Genomic DNA, 23,730 nt, shown 5'->3' with positions numbered 1-23,730 from the left:
ATCCTTAAGCAAAGCGTTTGACCGTGTCCCGCAGGTACTGGTCCAGTTGTTGTGAATCCGCATGAGTTCGTGGCAATCCAGGCACGCTGCGTTCTAATTCAGCTTGTATGTACGCGTGCAGCGCCGGACGCCGAGGCCCGTAGGCCGCTTCCCCGGCATTGCGTTTCAACGCCAGCAGGGTTGCCACTTCATCGAGCAGTTGCGCGTCATCCACGGTGCTCAACAAATCGGCGAACGTCATCGGCGGCCGGCCCAGCCCGAGGTCGATCCAACGCACCGCGAGTAATGGCCGCAGCACGTAGAAGTACTTCTTGAACCGCACCGTGTCGCCTTGCAGGTAACCACGGAAGTTTTTCTTGGCCATTGACAGATAATGACTGCGCGCCGCCGACGGGCTGTAGAACGTCTCTGCCAAGGCGCGCAACGGTTGTGTGGCCTCGACGTGCTGGCGATACACCAGCGGCGAGTCCAACCATTCCAGCAACGTGGGATTGGATTTGCGCAGCAGGCCCAGGGTCTTGCGCAACTCCCAGCCACTGACATCCAATTCGTCATCCAACGGACGCTCGATCACATCGCGCGGCGCATCTACCTGCATGAACCAGTCGGGTTTTTCCACGTAGACAAAGCGCACGTCATAGTCGCTGTCGGTGGACGCAAACCCCCAGGCCCGGCTGCCGGACTCACAGGCATACAACACCGTGACATTGCGTTCGCGCTCTATGCGGTCAAGCTCCTGTAGCACCCGCGCGCGCATGGCGTCGCTCAATGGGTGGCGTTCATCCTTTTGCATCTTGCTTCCCCTCTCAGCCTTTGACGCACACTACCTGGCGCAAGGTGTGCAGCACTTCCACCAGCTCGCGCTGAGCGTGCATAACCTGGTCGATGTCCTTGTAGGCCATCGGAATTTCGTCGATCACATCGGCATCCTTGCGGCACTCGACATGGGCGGTGGCGCGGATCTGGTCGGCCACGGTGAAGGTGTTCTTCGCCTTGGTGCGACTCATGGTGCGCCCGGCGCCGTGGCTGCAGGAGCAGAACGACTCTTCGTTACCCAGCCCACGCACAATGAAGCTTTTGGCGCCCATGGAGCCCGGGATAATCCCCAGTTCACCTTTCTTCGCCGACACCGCACCTTTGCGCGTGACCAGGATTTCTTCGCCGAAGTGCCGCTCTTTCTGCACGTAGTTGTGATGACAGTTCACGGCCTCCAGCGCCACTTCAAACGGTTTGCTGATCACCTGGCGCGTGGACTGGACCACCGCACGCATCATCAACTCACGGTTCTGCCGGGCAAAATCCTGGGCCCAGCCTACGGCTTCCACGTAGTCATCGAAGTGCTGGCTGCCCTCTTCGAAGTACGCCAGATCGCGGTCCGGCAAGTTGGCCAGGTGTTGACGCATATCCGCCTGGGCCAGTTGGATAAACAAGTTGCCGATGGCGTTACCCACTCCACGGGAGCCGCTGTGCAACATGAACCACACACGGTTGGCTTCATCCAGGCACACCTCGACGAAATGGTTACCGGTGCCCAAGGTGCCCAAGTGGTGGCGGTTGTTGCTGCGCTCCAGTTGCGGGTACTTGTCGGTGATCGCCTTGAAGCGCGGGTGCAGCGCCGACCACACATGATCGGCCTGGGTCGGTACATTTTCCCACGCACCTTTGTCGCGACCTTTACGGCTATGGGTCCGACCATGCGGCACTGCGGCCTCGATGGCGCAACGCAGGCCGTGGAGGTTGTCGGGCAAGTCGCCGGCCATCAACGTGGTACGCGCAGCGATCATGCCGCAGCCGATATCCACGCCCACCGCCGCCGGGATGATCGCGCCCACGGTGGGGATCACGCTACCGATGGTCGAGCCCTTGCCCAGGTGCACATCGGGCATCACCGCGAGGTGCTTGAAAATGAACGGCATCTGGGCGGTGTTCATCAGTTGCGCGCGCGCTTCAGGCTCCACAGGCACACCCTGGGTCCAGAGTTTGATCGGCTTGCCGTTGGCGACTTCCAGCAGTTGGTAGGTGGTCTCTTGCATGATCTCGATTCTTTAATGTGCAGGCCGACACTGCGGCGTTGGCTGAGGGACTGCAGCGGGCGTGCCACGTTTTTTCCCATCTCTAAAATAATTTATAAGCAATTGTTTTATATAGATAATTTAAATAACTGCAGCTTTCACTTTTGAAAAACGATGACAACTCCGCAGCCAAATTCATATCCTTCCATATCGTTATTTATCTTTTGGTCTAGTCATGAAACACAAGCGCACGGTCGCCATCGGATTTATCGGATCCAAGCTGGATCGCGTCGGCAAGGGCGCCAACCGCTGGAATCACTGGCGCCCCAGCGTCAGCCTGTGCCAGCAGGAAAACTTGCAGGTCGATCGCCTGGAGCTGATCCACGATGTCGACGCCCGTGACGTCAGCCTCGCCGAGCGGGTACGTGCCGACATCCAGCAGATCTCGCCGGATACCGAGGTGCACCTGCACCCCATGCCACTGCACAACCCCTGGGATTTCGAAGAGGTCTACGGCGCGCTGCACGATTTCACCGCCGCCTACACCTTCGACACCGACCACGAGGACTACCTGGTCCACATCACCACCGGTACCCACGTGGCACAGATTTGCTGGTTCCTGCTCACCGAGGCACGCAACCTGCCGGCGCGCCTGATCCAGACAGCCCCCAGTCGCCGCCGGGACGACACCGCTCCCGCCACCGGCACCCACACCCTGATCGATCTCGACCTGTCGCGCTACGACCGCATCGCCTCGCGCTTCGCCCACCAACGCCTGGAAGGCCTGGACTTCCTCAAGTCCGGGATCGCCACGCGCAGCAGTGCGTTCAATGCTTCCATCGAACAGATCGAGCGCGTGGCCGTGCGCTCCACCGCGCCCATGCTGCTGATCGGCCCCACTGGCGCAGGCAAATCCTTTCTCGCCCGGCGTATTTACGAACTCAAGCGCAGCCGCCACCAGGTCCAGGGCCGCTTCGTGGAAGTCAACTGCGCCACCCTGCGCGGCGATAGCGCGATGTCGGCACTGTTCGGACATACCAAGGGCGCCTTCACCGGCGCGCAGAACTCCCGCGACGGCCTGCTGCGCGCAGCGCACGGCGGCATGTTGTTCCTAGATGAAATCGGCGAGCTGGGCCTGGATGAGCAGGCGATGCTACTCAAGGCTATCGAAGAAAAACGCTTCTATCCCATGGGCGCCGACCGTGAGGTGGCCAGCGACTTCCTGATCATCGCCGGCACCCACCGCGACCTGCGCGGGCGCGTGGCTGAAGGGCTGTTTCGCGAAGACCTGTATGCGCGCATCAACCTGTGGACCTTTGACCTGCCAGGCCTGGCGGGAAGGCGCGAAGATATCGAGCCCAATATCGACTTCGAACTGGAGCGCCATGCCCGCGAGCAAGGCCGCCGCGTGCGTTTCAACCTGGAAGCGCGCCGCCACTACCTGGCGTTCGCCTGCTCCAGCGAAGCGGCGTGGCCAGGTAATTTTCGCGAGCTATCAGCCTCCATCACGCGCATGGCCACCCTGGCCGACAGCGGGCGTATTGATGAAGTCCTGGCCGGAGAGGAGATCCAGCGCCTGCGCTGCGCCTGGGGGCTGACCGAAACCCATGCACTGCTGCCGCCTGATCTGGACCTGTTCGACCAGCTGCAACTCAAGGCGGTGATCGACGTGTGCCTGCAATCCGACAGCCTTTCCGACGCCGGCCGACGACTGTTCGGGGTTTCGCGCCAGGCCAAGGCGCAACCCAATGATGCTGACCGCCTGCGAAAGTACCTGGCGCGCTTTGCCATTGATTGGAAGCAGTTGAAACCTTAGGCCTTATCCGCGGCGAAAATCGCTGGCACTCAGCCCGAACCGGCTCATTTTGTTGTACAGCCCGCCCCGCGACACGTTCAGTTGCCGGGCTGCCAGGCGGATGTTGCCGCCGGTGTTCTGGAGTGCGGCGACGATGGCGTGCATTTCGTGGCTGCTCAGGTCCTGGGCGGGTTGCGGCTCATAGGCGCGCAGCGGGGTGTGCTGCCTGGTTTCCATCGGCAGATCGGCAGGCTGAATCAGCTCGCCCATCGCCAGGTTGGTCGCCCGCTCAATACTGTTTTCCAACTCCCGCACATTGCCCGGCCAGCCATAGGCCGACAGCAATGCCATCGCCTCCGGCGAAAAGCCCTGCACCGACTTGCGCAACGAGCGTGCACAGCGGGCCAGGAAGTGCCGCGCCAGCAGCGGAATGTCTTCGCGGCGCATGCGCAGGGGCGGCACGGTGAGGTTCAGGACGTTGAGGCGGTAGTAGAGGTCTTCGCGAAACGCGCCTTGCGCCACGGCCTGGCTGAGGTTGCGGTGGGTGGCGGCAATGATGCGCACGTCCACTTGTCGCGAGTTCTTCGCGCCCACCCGGGTGATTTCACCCTCCTGCAACACCCGCAACAGGCTGACCTGGGCATCGAAGGACATGTCGCCGATCTCATCCAGAAAGATGGTGCCGCCATCCGCCAGTTCGAACTTGCCCGCCGAACCGCCACGGGTGGCGCCGGTGAACGCGCCCTCGACATGGCCGAACAGTTCGCTTTGCACCAGGTCACGGGGGATCGCCCCGCAGTTGACCGCCACGAAGGGGCCTTTGTGGCGGTCGCTGCCGTTGTGGATGGCCTGGGCGAACAGCTCTTTGCCGGTGCCACTTTCGCCGAGGATCAGCGTGGTGGAGTCGCTGCGACTGGCGATACGCCCCAGGTGCACGGCGTCCTGGATGGCTCGGGAGCTGCCCTGGATGGTTTCAAATGTGTAGCTGGCCTGGGTGCCGATCAGGCGCCGGGTGATTTCGCGGATGCGGCGGTTTTCACGCAGCGACACGATCACCCCGCCCTGCTCCATCGGGCACACCGACACCAGGCAGGCGAGTTGGCCCCGGTCAGCCAAGTGGAAGGTGCAATCGAGGTCGCGCACGGGCTCGCCAAGGACGTCGCTCAACTCGCTACGGCCCAGTTGCTGGAACGGCCGCCCGATCAGCTCCAGCCCTACGCCGAACAACTGCCGGGCATAACGGTTGAGCGCCTTGATGCAGCCGCGCTCGTCCAGTACCACCAGGCCTTCGTTGAGGACTTCGAGCACCGCTTGCTGCTCCTCCAGCAACACCTGCAACGCCATCTGCCGCGACACCGCCTCGGCGGCCGCCTGCACCGTACCGAGGGTATGGAAGTGAAACCAGCCAGGCTCGGCGGTGAGGGTCAGCATCGCCACAGTGTGGCCCTGGGCATTCCTGATCGGCGCGGCGGCGCAGTGCATGCGGCGCTGGCGCAGGCCGATGCCGAAGTTTTCCTCGGCCAGCACGTACACCAGGCGGTCTTCGGCCAGGGCCAGGCCGGTGCAGTTGGTGCCTTGCACCGACTCCAGCAGGCGGCTGCCGACCGGAGTGATGTCCAGGCCACAGAAATACAGGGTGGCGCCATCGGCATCGGTGAGGTTGATATGGCCGCGCGGGTTGTAGGCCAGCAAGCCGTGCATGACTTGCGCGGCAGCGGCGATCAGCACGCGGTGGGTGGTCAGGGTGGCGGTCAGCGTGTCGGCTGCGACAAAGCGGTACGCGTTGTCGGCTGGATCGATGCCCGCCTCGACGCTGCGCCGCCACGAATCCCAGATCACTTGGCGCACGGACGCCGGCCGGTCGACCTGGCCGGCCAGGCAATCGCGCCAGGCCTGCTCCAGCGCGGCCACCGGGCCGTCATTCAGCGCCGCAGGCCCCAGGGTCGTCAGGTAGTCGAGGTCTTGCACACTGAAGGCCATGCTCATTGGGTGATATCCATGTTCATATTTTTGACATGTCAGTATAGGCATGTCATCAGAATGAACACTTATTGTTTGTAGATATTAATTAACCCTTATTAATCAATGGGTTAAAAACTGGCACACGCCTTGCTCCCACCCCCTTGCCCATCAGGACTGTCCTGAGGCCAATAACAACAAGGGGTCATTGCATGAGTACACAAAACATCCGCCTGGGTTTGATCGGTGCCGGTCGTATGGGCAGCTTCCACGGCCTGACCGCCGCACGGCACATCCCCGGTGCCAGCCTGGCAGCGATTGCCGACCCGACGCCAGGCCAGGCCGCCCGCCTCGCCGCCGAACTGGGGGTGAGCAAGGTCTACACCGACCCTCAGCAGCTGCTCGACGACCCGGCTATCGACGGCGTGATCATCGCCGCCCCGGCCCGCAGCCATGCCGAGCTGGTGATCAGCGCCGCCCGCGCCGGCAAGGGCATCTTCTGCGAAAAACCCATGGCCATCACCCTCGATGAGGCCGACCGCGCCATCGCCGCTGCCGCCGATGCGCGGGTGCCGTTGCAGGTGGGCTTCAACCGGCGTTTCGCCAAGAGCTTTCGCACCGCGCACCTCGACGTCGCCGCCGGCCGCATCGGCACGCCGCAGTTGCTGCGCTCGCTGACCCGCGACCCGGCGCTGAACAACCCGGCCAACTCGCCGCAATGGGTAATCTTCCTCGAAACCCTGATCCACGACTTCGACACCCTGCGCTACCTCAACCCCGGTGCCGAGGCCGAGCAGGTGTATGTGATGGCCGACGCACTGATCGCTCCGCAATTCAAAAGCAAAGGCTTCCTCGACACCGCCGTGGTCGCGATCCGCTTCGACAACGGCGCCATCGCCACCGCCGAAGCCAACTTCCAGGCCGTGTACGGCTACGATGTGCGCGGCGAAGTGTTCGGCAGCGCCGGTATGCTGAGCATGGGCAGTCTCAACGACAGCGACCTGGTGCGCTACCTGGCCCAGGGCATCCAGGCCGACACCCAGCGCCTGGACACCGACCTGTTGCGCGACGCCTACATTGCCGAGCTCAACCACTTTGTCGACTGCCTGCGCAGCGGTGCCAAGCCGATGGCCAGCGGCGAGGATGCGCGCGCGGCCCTGGCGATTGCCCGTGCGTGCATCGAGTCGTTCGAAACCGGCAAGGCGGTGGCGGTATGAGCCCGTTCAAGCTGGCGGTCAGCGCCGAGATGGTGTTTCTCGACCTGCCGTTTGTCGAGCGTGTAAAGCGCATTCACGCACTGGGGTTCAGCGCCGAAATCTGGAACTGGACAGACAAGGACATCACCGCCCTGGCCGCCACCGGCGCCGATTTCACCTCCATGACCGGCTACATCAGCGGCACCCTCACCGACTCCGATGGCATCCGCCAGTTACTCGACAGCGCCCGCGAATCCTTAGGGGTAGCCGCACACCTGAATTGCCCCAGACTCAACCTGCACGGCACCGGCCTGGGTGAAGGCGGCCTGCCCGTTCAACCGGTGAGCCTGGCCACCGGGCGCATGTGGCTGAGCGCCTGCAAGACCCTGGAAAAAATCGCCCGCCTGGGGGAAGACGCCGGCCGTGTGTTCCTGCTGGAAAACCTCAACACCGAAGTCGACCACCCCGGTACGCCATTCGCCCGCGCCGACGATACCCTGGCGCTGATCGAGGCCGTGGGCAGCCCGTACCTGAAGATGAATCTGGACCTGTACCACGCGCAGATCGGCGAAGGAAATTTGATCGAACTGATCCAGCGCGCCGGCAGCGCCATCGGTGAAATCCAAGTGGCCGATGTACCAGGTCGCAAGGAGCCTGGCACCGGTGAAATCCACTACCCGGCCATTGCCAAAGCCTTGCACGCCATAGGCTACAGCGGGGTGGTCGGCCTGGAAGGCTGGGCCAGCGGCGACAGCGAGCTGGCCCTGGAGCGTTTCCGCCAGGCGTTCACCCTATAACAATAAAAGGATCACCCTTATGAATCGCTATTCGTTGTTTGCTGCCACCTTGTTGCTGCTGTTCAGCCAATGGACCTTCGCGGCTTATCGCATCGGCGTGAGCATTGCCCGGGTCGACGACAACTTCATGACGTACGTGCGCACCGGCCTGGAAGCGGCAGCCAAGCAGCAGGATGTGCAGATCCAGTTCGAAGACGCCCAGGGCGATGTGGTGCGCCAGCTCAATCAGGTCGAAGGTTTTCTCAACCAGAAGGTCGACGCGGTGATCGTGCTGCCGGTGGACACCGCCGCCACCGCCAACATGACCCGCGCCGCCGTCTCCGCCAAGACGCCGCTGGTGTACGTCAACCGCCACCCGGACGAACGCACCCTGCCCAAGGGCGTGGTCACCGTGGCCTCCAACGACATCGAGGCCGGCCAGTTGCAGATGCGCTACCTGGCGGAAAAACTCGGCGGCAAGGGCAACGTGGCGATCATCATGGGCGACCTCGCACAGAACGCCACCCACGACCGCACCGAGGGCGCCAAACAGGTGCTCAAGGACTTTCCCGGGATCAAGGTGGTCGAGCAGCAAAGTGCTGAATGGCAACGCAGCAAGGGCATGGACCTGACCAGCAACTGGCTGCTGGCGGGCACGCCGTTCGATGCCATCGTGGCCAACAACGATGAAATGGCGATTGGCGCGGCCATGGCCTTGCAGCAGGCGGGCAAAGCCAAGGGTGAGGTGGCGATTGTGGGCATTGATGGCTTGCCCGACGGGCTGGCGGCGATCAAACGCGGCCTGCTGACGGCGTCGGTGTTCCAGGACCCGAAGGCCCAGGCGACCCAGGCCTTGCAGGCGGCTGTGCGAATGATCAAGGGCGAGGCGATTGAGCCGCAGGTGTGGGTGCCGTTCGAACTGATCAAGCCCGAGCAGGTGGCGGTGTTCGAGCAGCGCTACCAATAAACTGGAGTGTGGTGATCCAAATGTGGGAGGGAGCAAGCTCCCTCCCACATTTTTAGTCCAAGTCGCGAGCGCTATGGCGTTCGGCCAACTGCTCATGGGGCTCGCCGGACACCCGGTTGACCCGCCGCCCACGCTGCACCGCCGGCCGCGCTTCAATCGCGTCCGCCCAGCGCAACACATGCTGGTACTCATGCACCGAGAGGAACTCCGCCGCGCCATACAAACGCCCTTTGACCAACCCGCCATACCAGGGCCAGATGGCGATATCGGCGATGGTGTACTCATCACCCGCGATGTATTCGCTCACCGCCAGGCGCTGGTCGAGCACATCGAGCTGACGCTTGGTCTCCATGGCAAAGCGGTTGATCGCATATTCCATCTTGCTCGGCGCATACGCATAGAAGTGGCCGAAACCACCGCCCAGGTAGGGCGCGCTGCCCATCTGCCAGAACAACCACGACAGGCATTCGGCGCGGGCGGCGGGTTCGGTGGGCAAGAACGCGCCGAACTTCTCCGCCAGGTATTGCAGGATCGCGCCCGACTCGAACACCCGAATCGGCGTGGCGCCGCTGCGGTCCAGCAGTGCCGGGATCTTGGAGTTGGGGTTCACCCCCACGAAGCCGCTGCCGAACTGGTCGCCGTCACCGATCTTGATCAGCCAGGCATCGTACTCCGCACCGCTGTGCCCGAGGGCCAACAGCTCTTCCAGCAGGATCGTGACCTTCTGCCCGTTGGGCGTGGCCAGGGAGTACAACTGCAGTGGATGCTTGCCCACCGGCAATTCCTTTTCATGGGTCGCGCCGGCCACAGGGCGGTTGATGCTGGCGAAAGTGCCGCCATTCTCGGTGTCCCAGGTCCACACTTTCGGGGGTACGTAATCGGTCATGCTTACTGCTCCAAATGTGCTTGCGTTCAACGAAGCGTTCCAGACTAAACCAAAGGTCGATGGCTCGTCACACCGTGAATGCGGCCAATCTCCAGGCTGACGTCAAAGATGCAGCGGTGCACCCACGGCGTCATTGCCGGGCACCGTTACCCGCAGGGCAATCAACAAGGCGGCCAACAGCATCAACACACCGGCGCCGAGAAACACCCCGCTGATGCCACTGAGACTGAACATCGCGCCCCCACCGGCCGCGCCCGCCGCAATGGCCGACTGCACGGACGCCACCACCATGCCGCCGGCACTTTCAGCTTGATCCGGCACGCTGCGGGCTACCCAGTTCGACCACGCCACCGGCACGCCGCCAAACGCCATGCCCCACAGCGCCAGCAGCAACGCCTGGCCTGGCAGCGAGGCCGGCAGCAACACCAGCGCCAGCGCCGCGACGCCCACCAACACCGGCATCAGCACCAAGGTGCCGCGGGGATAACGCACCAGCATCCAACCGGCCAACAGCGTGCCGACGAAGTTGGCCGCACCGAAGCCCAGCAGCATCAAGGCCAGCCCTTCAGTGCCCACGCCCGTGGTGCTTTCGAGGAATGGCCGGATGTAGGTGAACAGCGCAAAGTGCCCGGTGTGCACCAGCACGCAGCCCAACATGCCGATGGCGATGCCTGGACGCAGCAGCACATCCAGTACCGTGCGCAAGCGTGCGCTGCCCGTGGGGGCCAACGGTGGCAACGTGAACAGCTGGAACGCCAGCGTCACCCCGCCGACCGCTGCCGCCGCCACAAATGCACTGCGCCAGCCATACAGGCCGCCCAGGTAGCTGCCCAACGGCACGGCAACCACCGTGCCCACGGCAATGCCACTGAAGATGATCGACAGCGCACGGGGCAGCAGCGCCGCCGGCACCAGCCGCATCGCGACCGCCGCCGCCATGCTCCAGAAGCCGCCCAGGGCAACACCCAGCAGGATGCGCATCAACAGCAGCACCGCCAGGCTGGAAGAAAACGCCACCAACAGGTTGGACGCAATCATCAGCAGGGAAAAACCCAGCAGCACCACGCGTCGGTCGATCCCACGCGTGAGGCCGGGCACCAGCAGCCCGGCAAACAACGCCACCACTGCCGTCACCGTCACGGCTTGGCCGGCCAGCGCCTCGGACACTCCCAGGTCCATCGCCATTGGCGTCAACAAGCTTGCCGGCAGGTATTCCGCCGTCAACAAGCCGAATACCCCCATGGCCAGGGAAAACACCGCCATCCAGGCGGGCGCATCGGGCTCAACTTGGGCAGAGTGAGCGGCTTGGGCTACACAATCATTCATCACACAACATCCTCGGTCATTAGCACGACGGCCAGTCTAGGTTTGCCAACCCGGATGATCTATGATGCAAACCCTTGAGTTTTTGACCGAAACCCCGAACATGGCTGCAGCGGCGCCCTTCAACCTGTCCTCCGACCTTATCGACGAACTGCTGCGCGGCATGCGCCTGCGCGGCGTGCAGTACCGACGCATCCAGGCCGGACCGAGCTTCGGCATGGGCTTTGACGCCAGACCGGGGCATGCCTACTTCCACCTCCTCGCCGCAGGAACGGCCACCCTGCGCACCGATGACGGCAGCCTGTTCGAACTGTCGGCGGGCAATGCCGTGTTCATCTCCCACGGCGGTGCCCATGCGCTGCTGTCCAGTGCGGACAGGCCGGTGCAGGCCATCGGCGGCTTTGACACGACACCACTGGGCGAGACCGTCTGCGCCGTGGACGCATCACCGGACTCACCGCCGAGCACGTTGCTGTTCAGCGCCTGCATGGAGTTCGAACTCGGCAGTCTCCAGGGGCTCGGCAGCCTGATGCCAGCCTTGATGCTGATCGATGCCCAGGGCCAGCGTTACCCCGGCCTGATGCCGATCCTGGCGGTGATGGAGCGCGAAGTCGCCGCGGCTCGCGTCGGCTACCCCGGCATCCTCACGCGTCTGGCCGATGTGGTGGCTGCCATGATTGTGCGGGGTTGGGTGGAATGCGCCTGCGGCAATGCGTCGGGTTTGGTCGCAGCGTTGCGCGACCCACGCCTGGCGGGCGCCCTGCTCGTGCTGCACCAGCAACCCGGGCGCGATTGGAGCGTGGCCGAACTGGCCGCGCAGTGTCACACCTCCCGCTCGGTATTCGCCGAGCGCTTCCAGGCAACCCTGGGTCTCCCGCCACTGCGCTACATGACGGAACTGCGCATGCGCCTGGCCAGCCAGTGGCTGACCCTGGAACGTTTACCCATCGAAGAAGTGGCGCTGCGCCTGGGCTACACCTCCCAGGCGGCGTTCAGCCGTGCATTCAAGCGCATTACCGGCCAGCCACCGGGGGCCAGCCGGCAGAACATCAGGCGTCCTGCCTGAATGACCGCAGCCTGACCTTTGCAGGCAACATTCAGTCATTGCGCATGCCGATCCTGTGCCCTTACTCTCTGGAGCCATCACCTTGAGAGCAACGGAGGCTTCATGAAACTGATCGGCATGCTGGACTCGCCCTACGTACGCCGCGTGGCCATTTCCCTGGACCTTTACGGCGTCGATTTTGTGCATGAACCGCTGTCGGTGTTCAGCACGTTCACCGAGTTTTCCCAGATCAACCCGGTGGTCAAGGCGCCGACCCTGGTGCTGGATGACGGCACGGTGCTGATGGATTCCAGCCTGATCCTCGACTATCTGGAAACCCTGGCCCCGGCCGATAAAAAGCTGCTGCCCCCCTCCCCCGCAGGTCGTGCCCATGACCTGCATATCCTTGGCCTGGCCCTGGCGGCCTGCGAGAAAAGCGTGCAGATCGTTTACGAACACAACCTGCGCCCGGCCGAAAAGCTGCATGCGCCCTGGCTGGATCGCGTCAGCGGGCAATTGCTGGCGGCCTACTCGCTGCTGGAAAAACAACTGCCTGACAGTCAGGAGTTGACCCAGGCTTCCCTGACAGCGGCAGTCGCCTGGTCGTTCAGCCAGTTCACCGTGGCGTCGGTGGTCAAGGCCGATGCGTTCCCCAACCTCAAACGCCACGCCGAGCGGCTGGAACAGCACTCGGCTTTCAAGCGTTATCCAATCGAGTAGGCAAGCCAGTTCTAATGTGGGGGGGGCGTGACGATTCGAATTGCTGCCGATAGCGTGGCCTCAGTCTGCACACCTGTTACTGAAACACTGCCATCGGGGGCAAGCCCCCTCCCACATCAGTTCAGTGTTGACTGAAGGATTGAGCCCGACTCAGACCCACCCACCATCCACAATAAAGTTCTGCGCCGAACACATCGCCGAGGCATCGGAGGCGAGAAACAACGCCATGTTGGCGATGTGTTCCGGCAAAACGCTCCCCGGCAAACACTGACTGCGGCTGATCAGTTCCTTGGCGGCATCGTCGACCCACATCGCCAATTGTTTTTCCGTCATCACCCAACCCGGCACCAGCGTATTCACGCGGATCCGGCTCGGCCCCAGTTCCCGGGCCAGGGCGCGGGTCATGCCGTGGGCGGCGGCCTTGCTGGCGGCGTACACCGGGTAGCCGGCCGAAGCCATCATCCAGCCTACCGAACCGAGGTTGATGATCGCCCCGCCGCCCGCGATTTTCATCATCGGCACCACGGCCTTGGCGGCGAAGAAGGCGTGCTTGAGGTTGACGGAGATGAGCCGGTCGAACATTTCCGAGTCGACTTCTTCCAAGCTGTGGCGTACGTCATTAGCGGCATTGTTCACCAGCACGGTGATCGGCCCCAGCGAGTGTTCGAAACGAGTGATGGCGGCTTTATAAGCTATCTCGTCGGTGATGTCGCAATTGACGAATTCCACGGTGTGCCCGCGCGAACTCAACAGAGCCGCCAGGCGTTCGCCCTGGCTTTGCGCGCGGTCGACAAAGCCGACCTTGGCGCCTTGGGCCGCGAAGGCGCGCACCATGAATTCGCCAATGCCTGAGGCGCCTCCAGAGATCAGGACAGTCTTGCCTTCAAGGTCGGGATAAACGGCGTGATGAGTGGTCATAAAAGGTTGCCTCGCTTAATTAGTCTTATTTTATTTTGCAAAAATGCGGTTTAAGGCTATAAATTCGCTGTCATATCGACAAAATATCGCACATTAGTAGAACTATTCCACTCAAAACAACAAAAGGAAGTTCGACCATGAAGCACCCTCGTTACCTGCTTTCGGGCCTCGCCCTGTCCATGCTGGTCGCCAGCGGCGGCGCCCAGGCGGCGGGCCTTACCAGCGAACACAAACCGTTCGGTAAAACCAATGACGGCACCGCCGTCGAGCAGTACATCCTGCGTAACAGCCATGGCATGCAAGCCACGGTGATCACCTACGGCGGCGTGTTGCAGTCGCTGAAAGTACCGGACAAACACGGCAAGCTCGACGACGTGGTGCTGGGCTTTGACGACGTGCAAGGCTATCAGAGCGGTACGGCGTTCTTCGGCGCGACCATCGGCCGTTTCGGCAACCGCCTGGCCGGCGGCGCCTTCGAACTCGACGGCAAGCGCTACCAGGTGCCACTCAACGACGGCCCCAACTCGCTGCATGGCGGCGCCCAGGGCTTCGACAAGCGGGTGTGGAAAGCCACGCCGGTCAAGGCCAAGGACTCGGTCGGCGTGACCCTCACCTACCTGTCCAAGGACGGCGAGATGGGCTTCCCCGGCAACCTGAAGACCGAAGTCACCTACCGCCTCAACGACAACAACGAACTGCACATCGACTACAGCGCCACCACCGACAAACCGACGGTGCTCAACCTCACCAACCACAGCTACTTCAACCTGGCCGGCGCGGGCAATGGCGACATCCTCAAGCAGGTCGCCACCTTGCATGCCAGCCATTACACGCCGGTGAATGCGACGCTGATTCCCACCGGCGAACTGGCGCCGGTCAAGGGCACACCGATGGACTTCCTCACGCCGACGCCGATCGGCAAGCACATCAAGGACGATCACCCGCAGCTCAAATTCGCCGAGCCGAAACAGGGTGGGTTCGACTTCAACTGGGCATTGGATACCCAGGGTGACGTGAAGCAGGTGGCGGCCGAGGTGCATGATCCTGCGTCCGGGCGGCGCTTGCAGCTGTTTACCACCGAGCCTGGGGTGCAGTTCTATACCAGCAACTTCCTCGATGGGTCGGTGAAGGGCAAGGCTGGCAAGACCTATCAGCACTGGAGTGGGTTTACGTTGGAGACCCAGCATTTTCCGGATGCGCCTAATCAGCCTGAGTTTGCGTCGACCCGCCTGAACCCAGGGCAGACCTACACCCAGAACACTGTCTTCAAATTCTCCGCGGACTAAACTTGTGGGAGGGGGCTTGCCCTAATGCCAGTCAGTTAAGGAGGAACACTGTAACTGTGGCGAGCGGGCTTGCCCCGCGTTGGGCTGCGCAGCAGCCCCAATAAGAGCACTGCAGTGTGCCAGACAGCTCCGGGGCTATGTTTTGGGGCTGCTTCGCAGCCCAACGCGGGGCAAGCCCGCTCGCCACAGGTGACTGGTTGCCCGTTCTGTCCCTTAACTGACCGGCATTAGGGCTTGCCCCCGATAGCAGAGTGTCATAGACAGAGATGCACACTGACACACCGCTATCGGGGGCAAGCCCCCTCGCACATTTGGAACTACATTTGGCTTGGGATCAGCGTTGTTTCATGCGGTCGATGACCACTGCCAGCAGCAGGATCGAGCCGCGGATCACGTACTGGTAGAAGGTGTCGATGTTCTTCAGGTTCATCGCATTCTCGATGATCGCCAAAATCAACACGCCGGCAATCACATGACGGATCATGCCTACCCCGCCGCTCAGCGACACCCCGCCCAGCACGCACGCCGAGATCACGGTCAGCTCGAAGCCCTGGCCGATCATCGGCTGGCCTGAGGTCATGCGCGAGGCGAGGATCACCCCGGCCAACGCGCCGATCAGGCCGTGCACGGCAAAGATCAGGATCTTGGTGCGGTCCACATTGACGCCCGCCAGCAACGCCGCTTCCGGGTTGCCGCCGATGGCCATGGTGTTGCGTCCGTAAGTGGTGTAGTTGAGCAGCCAGCCGAAGAACAGGAAGCACAGGATCGTGATCAGGATCGGCACCGGCACCCCCAGCAACTGGCCGTTGCCGAAGATGAAGAACTGCTCCTGGGACACCCCCACCGCCTTGCCGTTGGCGAAGATGTACGCCAGGCCGCGCACGATCTGCATGGTCGCCAAGGTAGTGATCAGCGCGTTGACCCGCAGCTTGGCGATCACGATGCCGTTGATCAGCCCCACCATCAGGCCCATCAGCAAGGCGGCGCCAATGCCCAACAGGACGCTGTCGGTGTCGCGCATCACAATCGCCGCCACCACCCCGGCGCAGGCGATCACCGAGCCCACCGACAGATCGAAATGCCCCGACGCCAGGCAGAACAGCATAGTGCAGGCGGCGATGCCCACGGTGGAAATCGCCAGGCCCAGGCCACGCATGTTCAGCGGTGACAGGAAGTTGTCGATGAGCAAGGCGCACAGCAGGAAAATGCTCACCGCCGCCAGCAGCATCGCCCAGTTGTCCAGCAGTGCACGCAGGTCCAGAGGCTTGCGCGCCGTGGGCAGCACGTTGTGTTGAGTGGTCATAGTCGTCTCTCAGTTCGCCACGCTGCGCGGCAGGGCCAATTGCAGCAGGTTGGATTCGGTAGCGTCTTCGCGGGTTTGTTCGCCGCGCATCGCGCCTTCGCACAGCACCAGGATGCGGTCGGAGATGCCCATCACTTCCATCAGGTCGCTGGACACCACAATCACCGCAATGCCCTGGGCCGCCAGGTTATGGATGATCTGGTAGATCTCGGCCTTGGCGCCGATATCGATGCCACGGGTCGGTTCGTCCAGCAGCAACACCTTCATCGGCATCGACAGCCAGCGACCGAGAATGGCCTTCTGCTGGTTGCCGCCGGACAGGTACATGATCTTCTGCGCGGCGTTCGGCGTCTTGACCTTCATGGCCTGGATCTGCTGGTCGGCGTTGCCCTTTTCCCAGCCCTCGCGCAGCAGCCAGCCGAACGTGGAGTGGGCACCGCGTGCGCTGATATTGATGTTCTCGGCGACGCTGGACAGCGGGATGATGCCTTCCTTCTTGCGGTCCTCCGGGCACAGCAGCACGCCGGCGGCGATGGCATCCCTGGGCGAGCGCAGTTGCAGCGCCTGCCCGCACAAATGCAGGCTGCCGGCACTGGCGCGCTCCAGGCCGCTGAGCAGCCGGAACAGCTCGGTGCGCCCAGCCCCGACCAGCCCGAACAGGCCAAGGATCTCGCCCTTGCGCACACTGAAACTGATCGGCTCACGCAGGCCGGGACCGAGCAGGCCATCGGCCTTGAGCGCGACTTCGCCGTGCTCACGCGGGCGGTAGTCGTAAATGTCCTGGATATCGCGCCCCACCATGCACGTCACCAGTTGGTCATGGGTCAGCGCGCTCATGTCCTCGAATGTGCGCACGTAGCGGCCGTCCTTGAACACCGTGACCGCGTTGCAGATGCGGAACACTTCCTCCATGCGGTGCGACACGTAGAGCACCACTTTGCCCTCATCGCGCAGGCGCGTGATGATCGCCATCAGGCGGTCGATCTCCCGCGCCGACAGGCTGCTGGTCGGTTCGTCAAAGGCAATCACATGGGCGCCACGGGACAGCGCCTTGGCGATTTCCACCAGTTGGCGCTGGCCAAGGGACAAGCGCCCGAGTTTCTCGGCCGGGTCGATTTCATCCGCCAGCCCCTTGAGGCACGCGAGGGCCTGCTTGCGCAGGAGCCCCCGGTTGACCACGCCGAAACGCGACGGCAAGTGGCCGAGGAACAGGTTCTCGGCCACCGTCATTTCCGGCACCAGATGCAGTTCCTGGTGGATCACCGCCACGCCGCTGGCAATGCTGTCGGCGGCGCATTTGAAGGCCATGGTCTGCGCGCCGATGTGCAGCGAGCCGCTGTTGGGAATGTAGGCGCCGCCGAGGATCTTCAACAGTGTCGACTTGCCCGCACCGTTCTCGCCCATCAGGGCGTGCACCTGCCCGGGGTGGGCGGTAAAGCTGATGCCATCCAGCGCCTTGACCCCGGGAAAGGTCTTGCCGATGCCGTCAAAGCGCAGGGCCGCAGCGGTCATTGCCACAACCCGATCTTGGTCAGTTCTTCCTTGAAGTTGGCGCGGGTGATCAGCGTCACTTCGTCCATCGCCGTGTATTTCGCAGGCTCGGTGCCTTTAGTGACCCAATCGAACATCATCTTCGCAGTGTTGTAGCCCTCGATATGCGGGCTGGGCAGCATGGAGCCAAAGAAGCCGCTTTCAGGCTTTTTCAGTTCGCCAATGGCGTCGGTGCCATTGATGCCGATACCGATCACGTTGGCGGCCTTGAAGCCGGCGCTTTCGGTGGCGCGTACGCCGCCCAGCACGGTGTTGTCGTTCATGCCGCCGATGATCAGGTTTTTCGCGCCGCTGGGCAGCTTGACCAGCGCCGAGTTGGTGGCGTCCATGCTGCCGGGTACGTCGAGAGTCTTGGCGGCGGTGAACAGGATGTGGTCCTTGGGCATGCCGGCTTCTTCCAGGGATTTGACCGAGCCGTCGGTGCGTTTCTTGCCGGTGTCGAGTTCGTTGAAGGTGTTGATCACCGCGTAGGTGTCCTTCCAGTCCCAGCCGCGTTTTTTCGCTTCGGCCGCCATCGCGGCGCCCTGCTTCTGGCCCACTTCAAAGGCCGCCATGCCCAGGTACGGCACGTCTTCCATGAAGTTGCCCTTGGCGTCGACAAAGCGGTCATCCACGGCAATGACTTTCAAACCGTTGGCCTTGGCCTTGGCCACGATGGCCGGGCCGAGGGACACGTCCGGCGGGCAGATCACAAAGCCCTTGGCACCATTGGCGGCCAGGCTGTCGATGGCCGACAGGGTCTTCTCGCCATCGGGCACGGCGATCTTGATCACGGTGAAGCCATGCTCCTTGCCGGCTTTCTCGGCGAAGGCCCATTCGGTCTGGAACCACGGCTCCTCGGCCTGCTTGACCAGGAAGCCGATCTTCACTTCTTCAGCGGCCAGCAGCAGCCCGCTCAAGCTCATGGCCGAGACCGCCACAGCGGCGCAGCACAGGGAACGCAAACCACGACGACGATTCATACGGGTGACTCCTTGTTGTTGTTTTTAAAGGGGGACTTATCCGGCAAAGCGATGACAGGGTTTTCCAGGCACATCGACCTCGATGGCCAATACCGCGCCATCCAAGGGGTGTTCCAACGGGCTGGCCGCGCTGGTGATGTACAGGGTGGTGAGGTTCGGGCCACCGAACACGCAACTGGTGGGGCGGCTGACGGGCAGCTCGATGATGCGGTCGACAGTGCCGTCGGGCGTGAGGCGCAGCAGGCAACTGCCATCCCAGCGGGCGTTCCAGATGTAGCCTTCCACATCCATGGCCGAACCGTCCGGCCCGCCACGTTCGTGGGGACCGAACCACGCCTGCGCGGATTCGAGTTGGCCGTCTGGCTGGATAGCGTGGCGGTACAGCGTGCCGTCCAGGCTGTCGCCGAAATGCACCTGCCGACCGTCATCACTCCACAGCAAGGTGTTGGGAATGCCCAGGCCGCTGAGCAACGGTGTGACCTGCGCATCGGCATCGATACGAAACAGGCCGCCGGAGCGTCGCGTGATGGGCAGGTCTTCACCCTGCTCGCCAATATTGTTCTGCATGGTGCCCAGCCACAGCCGGCCCTGGGCATCGCAGCGTGCTTCATTGCCACGGTTGCCGGGTTGCGGGTCGGCCACGCACAGCAGGGTCAGGGCCTCGGTGGCCAGGTCGAGGCGATACACGCCGCTGCTCAGGGTCACCAGGGCATCGCCGCCCTCACACGGGATGAACGCCGAGACATGCTCGGGCAACTGCCACACCCGCAACTGCCTGCCCATCAGGCGCAGTGCCTGTTTGCCGGCAATATTCACCCAGTACAGTGCCTGGGTGGGCGCGTCCCAGAACGGTCCCTCGCCCAATTGCGCACGGTGCGGGGTAACGGCGATACACGACATGATGCCTCCTGGATTGTTGTTGTTCTCAGGTGTGCGTTACAGCGGTTCGCGAGATGGCGTGCCATCCACCAGCCGCTGGATGCGCAACGGATTGGCGTTTTTCAACGCGTCGGGCAGCAGGCTATCAGGGTAATTCTGGAAGCACACGGGGCGCAGGAAACGCTCGATGGCCAAGGTGCCAACCGAGGTGCCACGGGCATCCGAAGTGGCCGGGTACGGCCCGCCATGCACCATCGAATCGCAGACTTCCACGCCGGTCGGGTAGCCGTTGAGCAGGATGCGCCCGACTTTCTGCTCCAGCAGCGGCGTGAGTTCGGCGAACTGTTGCAGGTCGGCGGGCTCGCCAATGATCGTCGCCGTAAGTTGGCCGTGCAGACCGTGCAAGGCGGCGTTGAGTTGGGCCTGGTTGGCGACTTCGACGAACACGGTGGTGGGGCCGAAGACTTCTTCCTGCAGCACTTCATCGCCGTCGATCAACAGGCTCGCATCGGCCTTGAACAGCTGTGGTTGCGCCTGATTGCCGGCCTGCTGGTTGCCCGCCAGATGCTGGATGCCCGGGTGCGCCAGGAGTTTTTCCAGGCCTTTGCCGTAGCTGCCCAGGGTGCCGGCGTTGAGCATGGTCTGGGCCGGTTGCTCGCCGATCAGTTGCGCGACTTGCTGGGTGAACGCGGTGAATGCAGGCGACGCGACACCGATGACCAGGCCAGGGTTGGTGCAGAACTGGCCGCAGCCTTGTACCACCGAGGCGGTCAGGTCACGCGCGACGCTGTCGGCGCGCACGGTCAGGGCCTGGGGCAATACGATCACCGGGTTGATGCTCGACATCTCGGCAAACACCGGGATCGGCTGCGGGCGCGCCGCCGCCATGTCGCACAAGGCACGCCCGCCCTTGAGCGAGCCGGTAAAGCCCACCGCCTGGATCGCCGGGTGCTTGACCAGCGCCTCACCCACGCCACCGCCGAAGATCATGTTGAACACACCCGCCGGCATCTCGGTGGCCTCGGCCGCGCGGATGATCGCATCGGCCACGCGTTCGGCGGTCGCCATATGCCCGCTGTGGGCCTTGAAAACCACTGGGCAGCCTGCCGCCAAAGCAGCCGCTGTATCACCGCCCGCCGTAGAAAACGCCAGGGGGAAGTTGCTCGCGCCAAACACCGCGACCGGCCCCAGGCCGATGCGGTATTGACGCAGGTCCGGGCGTGGCAGCGGTTGGCGGTCGGGCAGTGCCTTGTCGATGCGCGCACCGTAGAAATCACCGCGACGCAGCACCGTGGCGAACAGGCGCATCTGGCCGCTGGTACGTCCGCGCTCGCCCTTGATGCGTGCAGCCGGCAGCGCCGTTTCGCGGCAGACCAGTTCGACAAAATCATCCCCCAACGCGTCCAGCTCATCGGCCACTGCATCCAGGAACTGTGCACGGCGCGATGCGCTGAAGGCGCGGTACGCAGGGTAGGCCTGCGCGGCAGCCTTGGCGGCGGCGTCGACTTCCTGCGGCGTGGCCTGGAAAAAGGCCTGGGGCAAGGCCTCGCCGGTGCTGGCGTCGACGCTTTTCAGCGTGACGCTGCCGTTGGCGCTGCGCTGGCCGCCGATGTAGTTGTGGCCGAGAAACTGAGTCATGGGGTTCTCCATTAAAGGGTGATGACATTGCCGGGTTCGAACGCCGCAGCGCTGCTGCCGACACGGTTGACCAGCGGCGCACCGAACTCGGCCTGGCTGATCTCGAACACATCGCCGACCTGGGTCCGTATACCGTCGGCGAATGACAGCGTGGCGGTGCCGAAAAAGTGGATGTGCACATCGCCCGGCTTGAGGAACTGACGGTATTTGAAGTGGTGGTATTCGAGGTTCTCCAGGCTGTGACACATATTGGCCTCGCCACTGAGGAACTCGTTCTGCCAGATCACTTCGCCGTTGCGCAGAATGCGGCTGGTGCCCGCCAGGTGCTGGGGCAACTCGCCCACGCGCAACTCCGGGCCGTAGCTGCAACTGCGCAGTTTGGAATGGGCCAGGTACAGGTAGTTCTTGCGCTCCATGATGTGGTCGGAGAATTCGTTGCCCACCGCAAAACCGACACGATAGGGCTTGCTATCCGGGCCGATCACATACAGGCCGCCGATCTCCGGCTCTTCACCGGCATCCTCGGCAAACGGTGGCACCGGGAAGGCTGCGCCGGGGCGCACCACGATGCTGCCGTCGCCCTTGTAGAACCACTCGGGTTGCACACCCGCCTGGCCAGCCGGTGGACGGCCGCCCTCCACGCCCCATTTGAAGATGCGCATGGTGTCGGTCAATGCGCTGTCGTCGCCGGCCTGGTGCATCTTGTCCCGCGCCGAGGCACTGCCCAGGTGAGTCAGGCCGGTGCCGCTGATCAGCATATGGGCCGGGTCCGGGTGGTCCAGCGGTGGCAGAATTTTCAAGTCGGTCAGCAGCGCGGCGTAGTCATAGCTGTCGCCAAGTCCCAGGCTGTCCACGTGTTGCGCCAGGCCTACGCCGGCGTCGATGGCAGCCAGGGCCAATTCGCGCACGCTGCGGGCTGTCTGTACTTCGCGCACCTTGGTGGCGTCGACCACGCCGACACGGCGGTCTCCGTTACGCAACTCGAACTGAACTAAACGCATGACTGTTCTCCTGGATTAAGGTCGGGTGGCGCCACGGGCACTGGCGGCAAATTGGTCGGCAGGCAGGACGTGCCTGCGCTCGAGCAGGCGGTAGACCACAACGGTCAGGACCAGCCCGAACAGCATCACCCCGGACAAGAAGTACAGGCCCGAAGCGAGGTTGCCGGTGTATTCCTTGAGCGCGCCGATCACGAACGGGCCGATATAGCCGCCGAGGTTGCCCACCGAGTTGATCAACGCAATGCCCGCCGCCGCACTGGCGCCCGCGAAGAAGCGCCCGGGCAAGGTCCAGAACACTGCCGTGCAGGAGAACATCGCGAATGCCGCCAGGCACAGCGCTGCCATTTGCAGCACCGGCACACTGAGCGCGGCACTGAAGAACAGCCCAATGGCGCCCAGCACGTAGAGCACCGCAAGGTGGCCGTAGCGGTCGTTCAAACGGTCGGAACTGCGCGGGATGATCAGCAGGCCGATGATGCCGAAGAGATACGGCACCGCAGAGATAAAGCCGGTGACCAGATCAGTGCCGCCGAACTGCTTGATCAGGGTCGGCAGCCACAGGCCCAGGCCGTAGATGCTCAGGGTCACCGGCAGGTAGAACAGCGCCAGCAGCAACACGCGTTGGTCTTTCAAGGCATGCAGCGGGTTGCCGTGACGGGTCTGGCCGTAGGTTTGCAGGTCTTTGGCGAGTTCGCCGGTGAGCCAGGCCTTTTCGTCGTCGCTCATCCAACTGACCTGTTCAGGGCCATCTGGCAGGAAGCGCAGCACCGGCCAGGTCAGCAGGATCGCCGGGGTGCCAATCACGATGAACAGCCATTGCCAGCCGTGCAGGCCAAGGATGCCGTCCATGCCCAGCAAACCGCCGGACACCGGACCGGTGATCATCATCGCGATGGGTTGCGACAGGATGAACAGCCCGAGGATCTTGCCGCGATGGCGCACCGGGAACCACTGGGTAATGTAGTAGAGAACGCCGGGAAAGAACCCCGCCTCCGCCGCGCCGAGCAGAAAGCGCATCACATAGAAGCTGTGCGGGCCCTGCACAAAGGCCATGCCGATGGTGATGGCGCCCCAGGTGATCATGATCCGCGCAAACCAGCGGCGTGCGCCAAAGCGGTCGAGCATCAGGTTGCTGGGGATCTCGAACAGGAAGTAGCCAATGAAGAACAACCCCGCACCCAGGCCATAGGCAGCATCGCCAATGCCGACGTCGGCGCCCATGTGCAACTTGGCGAAGCCCACGGCGGAACGGTCCACGTAGGCGATCAGGTACAGCAGGATCAGGAAGGGAATCAGTTTCAGCGTGATGCGCCGAATAAGCCGCAGTTCCTGGCTCATGGGGGTCGATCTCCGATTGTTGTTTTTATAGAAGCTCGGGGGACGCCTCTCGCGAAAATCCGCCAGGGTCATACCTCAGTTGAGATCGACTATATAGTAGGACTATTTACAAAACAACTCTTCCAAAGCAGCGTTTTTGCGCTTATGTTTAAGCACGCATAGAACATATAGTCAT

The 23,730-nt window shown here is 63.0% G+C and carries 20 protein-coding genes; 7 read left to right on the top strand and 13 right to left on the bottom strand.

Features of this window, described 5'->3' with window-relative positions; all coding sequences use genetic code 11:
- Positions 1-4: 4 nt before the first annotated feature.
- Both BMX59_RS27515 and BMX59_RS27510 read right to left on the bottom strand, forming a co-directional pair.
- Entirely contained in the window at positions 5-793 is a 789-nt protein-coding gene (locus BMX59_RS27515; RefSeq protein WP_093128042.1) for a nucleotidyltransferase domain-containing protein, read from the bottom strand.
- A gap of 13 nt (positions 794-806) precedes the next feature.
- Positions 807-2,033 carry an RtcB family protein gene (locus tag BMX59_RS27510; RefSeq protein WP_093128040.1) on the bottom strand — a complete coding sequence of 409 codons (1,227 nt, stop codon included), beginning with the start codon at positions 2,031-2,033 and terminating at the stop codon, positions 807-809.
- Positions 2,034-2,247: 214 nt separating this feature from the next.
- On the opposite strand from BMX59_RS27510, the gene rtcR reads away from it, so the two are divergent.
- Entirely contained in the window at positions 2,248-3,828 is a 1,581-nt protein-coding gene (gene rtcR, locus BMX59_RS27505; protein ID WP_093128038.1) for an RNA repair transcriptional activator RtcR, read from the top strand.
- Positions 3,829-3,831: 3 nt separating this feature from the next.
- Here rtcR and BMX59_RS27500 read toward each other — a convergent pair whose 3' ends face one another.
- Entirely contained in the window at positions 3,832-5,793 is a 1,962-nt protein-coding gene (locus BMX59_RS27500; RefSeq protein ID WP_093128036.1) for a sigma-54 interaction domain-containing protein, read from the bottom strand.
- Between the two features lie 185 nt (positions 5,794-5,978).
- On the opposite strand from BMX59_RS27500, the gene BMX59_RS27495 reads away from it, so the two are divergent.
- Genes BMX59_RS27495 through BMX59_RS27485 form a run of 3 tightly spaced genes read left to right on the top strand, consistent with a single transcriptional unit; the run spans position 5,979 to position 8,705 of the window.
- Positions 5,979-6,983, top strand: a complete 1,005-nt coding sequence (locus tag BMX59_RS27495) for a Gfo/Idh/MocA family oxidoreductase (protein ID WP_071489129.1) — start codon at positions 5,979-5,981, stop codon at positions 6,981-6,983.
- Entirely contained in the window at positions 6,980-7,759 is a 780-nt protein-coding gene (locus BMX59_RS27490) for a TIM barrel protein (RefSeq protein ID WP_093128033.1), read from the top strand. Before BMX59_RS27495 ends, BMX59_RS27490 begins: the two co-directional genes overlap by 4 nt.
- 19 nt (positions 7,760-7,778) lie before the next feature.
- Positions 7,779-8,705, top strand: a complete 927-nt coding sequence (locus BMX59_RS27485) for a sugar ABC transporter substrate-binding protein (RefSeq protein WP_092245983.1) — start codon at positions 7,779-7,781, stop codon at positions 8,703-8,705.
- A 52-nt stretch (positions 8,706-8,757) separates the two neighbouring features.
- Here the strand turns inward: BMX59_RS27485 and yghU are convergent, their stop codons facing one another.
- Both yghU and BMX59_RS27475 read right to left on the bottom strand, forming a co-directional pair.
- Positions 8,758-9,591, bottom strand: a complete 834-nt coding sequence (gene yghU, locus BMX59_RS27480; protein WP_092245986.1) for a glutathione-dependent disulfide-bond oxidoreductase — start codon at positions 9,589-9,591, stop codon at positions 8,758-8,760.
- Positions 9,592-9,693: 102 nt separating this feature from the next.
- Complete coding sequence (locus BMX59_RS27475) at positions 9,694-10,917, bottom strand: MFS transporter (RefSeq protein WP_093128030.1); 1,224 nt, start codon at positions 10,915-10,917, stop codon at positions 9,694-9,696.
- A gap of 64 nt (positions 10,918-10,981) precedes the next feature.
- Between BMX59_RS27475 and BMX59_RS27470 the strand changes: the two genes are divergently transcribed.
- Both BMX59_RS27470 and BMX59_RS27465 read left to right on the top strand, forming a co-directional pair.
- Positions 10,982-11,980 carry an AraC family transcriptional regulator gene (locus BMX59_RS27470; RefSeq protein WP_093128072.1) on the top strand — a complete coding sequence of 333 codons (999 nt, stop codon included), beginning with the start codon at positions 10,982-10,984 and terminating at the stop codon, positions 11,978-11,980.
- Between the two features lie 102 nt (positions 11,981-12,082).
- Complete coding sequence (locus tag BMX59_RS27465) at positions 12,083-12,679, top strand: glutathione S-transferase family protein (protein ID WP_092245992.1); 597 nt, start codon at positions 12,083-12,085, stop codon at positions 12,677-12,679.
- A 150-nt stretch (positions 12,680-12,829) separates the two neighbouring features.
- Here BMX59_RS27465 and BMX59_RS27460 read toward each other — a convergent pair whose 3' ends face one another.
- The gene (locus BMX59_RS27460) at positions 12,830-13,597 is read right to left on the bottom strand and encodes an SDR family NAD(P)-dependent oxidoreductase (RefSeq protein WP_093128028.1); all 768 of its coding nucleotides are present in this window, start codon (positions 13,595-13,597) and stop codon (positions 12,830-12,832) included.
- 137 nt (positions 13,598-13,734) lie between these two features.
- Here BMX59_RS27460 and BMX59_RS27455 point away from each other — a divergent pair, with 137 nt between their 5' ends.
- Entirely contained in the window at positions 13,735-14,883 is a 1,149-nt protein-coding gene (locus BMX59_RS27455; protein WP_093128026.1) for an aldose epimerase family protein, read from the top strand.
- A gap of 334 nt (positions 14,884-15,217) precedes the next feature.
- Here BMX59_RS27455 and araH read toward each other — a convergent pair whose 3' ends face one another.
- From araH to BMX59_RS27420, 7 genes are read right to left on the bottom strand one after another with little or no spacing between them, the layout of a single operon-like run.
- Positions 15,218-16,186: an L-arabinose ABC transporter permease AraH gene (gene araH, locus BMX59_RS27450; protein ID WP_071489111.1), complete on the bottom strand. Its 969-nt coding sequence runs from the start codon at positions 16,184-16,186 to the stop codon at positions 15,218-15,220.
- 9 nt (positions 16,187-16,195) lie between these two features.
- A complete protein-coding gene (gene araG, locus BMX59_RS27445) occupies positions 16,196-17,698 on the bottom strand; it encodes an L-arabinose ABC transporter ATP-binding protein AraG (RefSeq protein WP_092246013.1) in 1,503 nt (500 codons plus the stop codon).
- Positions 17,695-18,699, bottom strand: a complete 1,005-nt coding sequence (locus BMX59_RS27440; protein WP_092246016.1) for a substrate-binding domain-containing protein — start codon at positions 18,697-18,699, stop codon at positions 17,695-17,697. Before BMX59_RS27440 ends, araG begins: the two co-directional genes overlap by 4 nt.
- Positions 18,700-18,735: 36 nt before the next feature.
- Complete coding sequence (locus tag BMX59_RS27435) at positions 18,736-19,599, bottom strand: SMP-30/gluconolactonase/LRE family protein (protein ID WP_093128023.1); 864 nt, start codon at positions 19,597-19,599, stop codon at positions 18,736-18,738.
- Positions 19,600-19,635: 36 nt separating this feature from the next.
- Positions 19,636-21,216 carry an aldehyde dehydrogenase (NADP(+)) gene (locus tag BMX59_RS27430; protein WP_093128021.1) on the bottom strand — a complete coding sequence of 527 codons (1,581 nt, stop codon included), beginning with the start codon at positions 21,214-21,216 and terminating at the stop codon, positions 19,636-19,638.
- Between the two features lie 11 nt (positions 21,217-21,227).
- A complete protein-coding gene (gene araD1 / locus BMX59_RS27425; protein WP_092246025.1) occupies positions 21,228-22,217 on the bottom strand; it encodes an AraD1 family protein in 990 nt (329 codons plus the stop codon).
- Positions 22,218-22,232: 15 nt separating this feature from the next.
- Complete coding sequence (locus BMX59_RS27420; protein WP_071491459.1) at positions 22,233-23,555, bottom strand: MFS transporter; 1,323 nt, start codon at positions 23,553-23,555, stop codon at positions 22,233-22,235.
- Positions 23,556-23,730 lie beyond the last annotated feature (175 nt).

This window comes from Pseudomonas sp. NFR09, from assembly GCF_900111535.1.
Lineage (GTDB): Bacteria > Pseudomonadota > Gammaproteobacteria > Pseudomonadales > Pseudomonadaceae > Aquipseudomonas > Aquipseudomonas extremorientalis.
Note: the sequence above shows the minus strand (reverse complement) of the source record. Positions and strands in the feature narration are given on the sequence as shown.